The organism is Herpetosiphon llansteffanensis, from assembly GCF_003205875.1.
GTDB lineage: Bacteria > Chloroflexota > Chloroflexia > Chloroflexales > Herpetosiphonaceae > Herpetosiphon > Herpetosiphon llansteffanensis.
Genome location: NZ_PUBZ01000016.1, coordinates 1 through 3,758, shown reverse-complemented (window position 1 = coordinate 3,758; position 3,758 = coordinate 1). Strand labels below are relative to the sequence as shown.

Genomic DNA, 3,758 nt, shown 5'->3' with positions numbered 1-3,758 from the left:
CGCCAGAGGGTCGCCACCATGGGGAGTGTGCGGACGGTACGCGGTGTATCGGGCGCGGTCAGTGCGGTCAGCAAGGCAAAGCCATCCGCCCCATAGGTTGTTGCAAGCGCGTGGCGGGCACTTTTGGCTTTGGGTAAGCGGTAATTATTAATCCGTTCGGCATAGCGTTCATGCCACTCCGGATGCATATGCTGGCGAAGCCAGGTTGGTTCGCGGCTGGCAAGCTGATTCAAGGTTGCTCGGATGGTTTCGCCAATTAACTCAAGGCGGGTGAGTAACCGAATGTTGGCAAGGATCATGGTCGAGTCGGTGCGCTGAATCCCGCGTGCTTTCACGAATCCCGCACGGTGAAGGTCGGCCAACAGGGTATCAAGGAAGAGACACTGCGCATCATCGCTGGACAAGCGCTGGCGAAATTCGGTCAATACGGAGGCATCAAATCCACGATGGGCCAGTGGGAGCGCAAGCGCGTATTTCCAGTCAATGCGGAGGCGCACGGCATCAGCCGCTTGGCGATCAGAAAGGCCTTCCATATACTGCAACACCAGCACCATTGCCAGCCGAGCAGGGTCACAGGCGGGTTGTCCGGTCGAAGAAAAGAGGTGGGCAAACTGGTCATTGGTAAAGAGCATCCCAAACGTATCGGTGATGGTCATCAACAGGTTCCCATGGGGAACGATACTCCGTGCAAGGGTTGCCGTTTCTTCCGGAATCGTATACGCAAGAGGTGCTCGTACTGTCATGATCGCCCTCCGACAAAAAAACACCGCTCAGTATACCGCGTGGGCGCATGCAGGGTTCGCCAGCAGAGTCAATCTTGGGTTTAACCCTATGAGAGATCGTTTTAGTATTAGTAATGCAAATGCTATTGCCGAAATCGCTGAATTTGATGAATGTTGGAATACTACAAATTTTGAAGGTCTGAGAACTTTTTAAATGGATATGCCATTAACGGTTCCTATCAATGGATATAACTGTATCTTTCGATCATATGATGTAGCCATTCCTAATCTTCAGAATCTCTTCCAAATATCATACTGTGAACCAATTGGGCTTAAACGCACGGCCCCCGAAACATGGCAGCGAACAGATGTTCTTCTTTGGTATTCTTCTGCGAACGGCTCATCCAAGGAATCCTCGATCATTGCGTGTTCACCCTCGGGATCAGGTAGCGGATCGGCGGCACTTTACCGATAGGCCAAGACGGCTGCCACCGAAGCCAGAATCGGTGCTGGGAGCACCTCGGGGAGCGTCACGGTAAAGCGCCGTTGTTTGTCGGCTGGTGATGGTGGCATCGTGGACGATCCTTATGATTGGCCTTCAAGTGGATGTCCCGCAAGCATCCATGCTTGTTTGCCACCTTGGTAATGGAAGACCTGCCGGTAGCCAAGCTGGACAAGCCGCGTGGCGACGTGCTGGGCTGTTCCACACGCATGGTTGGAGCAATACACGGCAATGACCGCCGCTTTGTCTGGCAGGAGCATTGGGGCTAGGCGCACGATCTGATCGGCAGGAATATTGACCGCGCCCGGCAAATGCGCTGCCTGATAGTGCATCAAGGGCAGCGCTTCAACGAGGATGAGCGGCGGGTCCGCCGTCTGAAGACGCACCACCTCATCCGTCGTAAGGATCGGAATTGGGGTGGTGATCGGGCGTTGCGTGGTGAGATTCACCGGAATCATGGGCGACCTCCTTGTGGGCATACACCACCAGCAGTGGTGGCGCAGCATAGACGTGACGACCAGACCTTACTCCGTGAAGTCCGGGTTAAGTCAAGCCCATGCTGCGCCACCCATTGCGTATGACGCTCGCGTCCTCCCATGGTGCTCCTGCCTACTGATCGTCGTGGGGGGCACACAGCGTGAACCCATCGGTTGCACAGGCGGTCATACTGGAACACGAACATGCTAGTGTCTGCATCAGCATCTGTTCCATGGTCTGAAGATGCGTCATGCGCGTCCGAATTTCGGTCAATTTCTCAGCCGCAAGCATTGCCCAGCGTGCCGAGGGAGGCGTCGCCGGATCAAACCCATGCACGATGGTATGGATCTCCGTTAAGGTAAAGCCGGCCTGTTGGGCAGCATGAATGAGTTGCAGCAACGGCACAATGTCCGCAGCATAGCGGCGTTGCCCACTGCGCAACGGTGGCCGGGGAATCAGCCCAATCCGTTCATAGTAGCGAATGGCCGAGGTGCGGATGCCCAAGGTTGCCGCGACGACCCCAATCGTTAAGGGTGACGATGGTGCGATGCTCATGAAACGTGCTCCTTGACTTAAACCTACGTTGAAGGACTATGCTTGCTCCATTGTACCGCGCACCACGGGTGCATCAGCTAGGGAGGATTCCATGATCCGCTTCATAAAGGACTGCATGAACAGTCGGGTTGGCCGTATACTACTCGGGTTGGTGGTCACGGTGCTTGTCGCCAGCGTGCTCTGGAACGATGGTCTGCCGCTGATTGCCGGGATTGCTGGCGGCACGTTGGGAACCGCCTCCATTCTGCTTGGGCTGGCCTGCTTGATCCCCTGCCTCATTCCCCTCGCCTTCCTGCGCCGGAAGGCCCGTCCTGCAACACCGGCACCGGTGACGAACGCAGCCTGTGGCTGTGGGGATGGCCAATGCGCAAGCGGCACGGATGGGCAGTAAGCGCTCGGTCGTCTGCATCGAACGCACGCTGGATGGGTGGCCTGTGGCCCATGTGTCCACGGTCACCTATCCAGCGTGCGTCCTCATCACGGTCTCGTCGCCCGATGGGCGATCAGCGCTTGGATTGACTCCCTCATCGCTGGATATCCCCTGCCGATGAACGGGGAGACTTGGTCGGTGCAAGCATGCCCTCCAGGCCCGCTATGAGCACGGCTTTTACGCCGGACGCTCCCGTAATGCGTAACCAGAGCGGGCCAGAGTCTGGGGCAACATCAAGCTGGAAATGAAAAAAGGGACAGCAGCGGCGTTCCTGGGCAATGAAGGCAGTTACCTCGTCATAGACATCCGCCGCAAAGCGAAAGGCGAGGCCATCGGGCAACGCGTGCGACTCCTGGGCCATGGTTTGAAACAGGACGCTCCCAGCGGTCAGATGCGTCAGACGGTGGGCCGGGTCAATGGCGAGGAGATTACACGCGAGTGGAATCGCGGGTGTGCTCGTTTGATCAGGCGGTACGGGGTCCATGCAGCCTCCTCACAATGGATGGTTCAGTCCCGAGCAGGGACCGCGTGAGCATAGCACTTCAAGTACGGTTTAAGTCAAGCAGGAGATTCTCCATGGCGGTGACACGATCAATCATCCTCTTTGCCCTGGCGGGGCTAGCCGAAATTGGCGGCGGCTATTTGATGTGGATCTGGCTACGTGCCGATCGCCCTGTGTGGGTTGGGCTGCTGGGTGGCCTCATCCTCGTCCTCTATGGGGTGCTCCCGACGTTCCAACCCACGACCCTCGACTTTGGGAAGGTCTATGCCGCCTATGGCGGCGTGTTTATCGGCCTCTCGCTCGTGTGGGGCTGGGCCGTTGATGGCGTTCGGCCGGATGCGCCGAGTCTCTGGGGTGCCGGTATTGCGCTGTTGGGCGCCGGCATCATTGTCTACTGGCCACGCTAAAGGACGCATCCTCACGGGGCAGACAGCGCAAGAGGCACGAATCCTGTGATAAGAGTTTTTATCACAGGATTCATGTGCGACGATCCGTTAAGCTGAGCATAAAACAGATCGTCTCTATCGATGAACATTGATCGTTATCACAGGAATAGGCGGAACAACCCAT

6 protein-coding genes are annotated in these 3,758 nt (G+C 57.0%); 2 read left to right on the top strand and 4 right to left on the bottom strand.

Features of this window, described 5'->3' with window-relative positions; translation table 11 throughout:
• The 3 genes from C5S61_RS01155 to C5S61_RS01140 all read right to left on the bottom strand — a co-directional run.
• On the bottom strand, positions 1-656 hold a 656-nt coding region (locus C5S61_RS01155), incomplete at its 3' end, for a transposase (protein ID WP_164689150.1).
• 651 nt (positions 657-1,307) lie between these two features.
• Positions 1,308-1,682 carry a rhodanese-like domain-containing protein gene (locus tag C5S61_RS01145; protein ID WP_110513300.1) on the bottom strand — a complete coding sequence of 125 codons (375 nt, stop codon included), beginning with the start codon at positions 1,680-1,682 and terminating at the stop codon, positions 1,308-1,310.
• 151 nt (positions 1,683-1,833) lie between these two features.
• Positions 1,834-2,256 carry a MerR family DNA-binding protein gene (locus C5S61_RS01140; RefSeq protein ID WP_110513299.1) on the bottom strand — a complete coding sequence of 141 codons (423 nt, stop codon included), beginning with the start codon at positions 2,254-2,256 and terminating at the stop codon, positions 1,834-1,836.
• A 91-nt stretch (positions 2,257-2,347) separates the two neighbouring features.
• Between C5S61_RS01140 and C5S61_RS01135 the strand changes: the two genes are divergently transcribed.
• Complete coding sequence (locus tag C5S61_RS01135; protein ID WP_110513298.1) at positions 2,348-2,647, top strand: hypothetical protein; 300 nt, start codon at positions 2,348-2,350, stop codon at positions 2,645-2,647.
• Between the two features lie 133 nt (positions 2,648-2,780).
• Here C5S61_RS01135 and C5S61_RS01130 read toward each other — a convergent pair whose 3' ends face one another.
• Entirely contained in the window at positions 2,781-3,170 is a 390-nt protein-coding gene (locus C5S61_RS01130) for a hypothetical protein (protein WP_110513297.1), read from the bottom strand.
• Between the two features lie 92 nt (positions 3,171-3,262).
• Between C5S61_RS01130 and C5S61_RS01125 the strand changes: the two genes are divergently transcribed.
• Positions 3,263-3,595 (top strand): YnfA family protein, encoded by a 333-nt coding sequence (locus tag C5S61_RS01125; RefSeq protein ID WP_110513296.1) that lies wholly within the window; start codon positions 3,263-3,265, stop codon positions 3,593-3,595.
• Positions 3,596-3,758 lie beyond the last annotated feature (163 nt).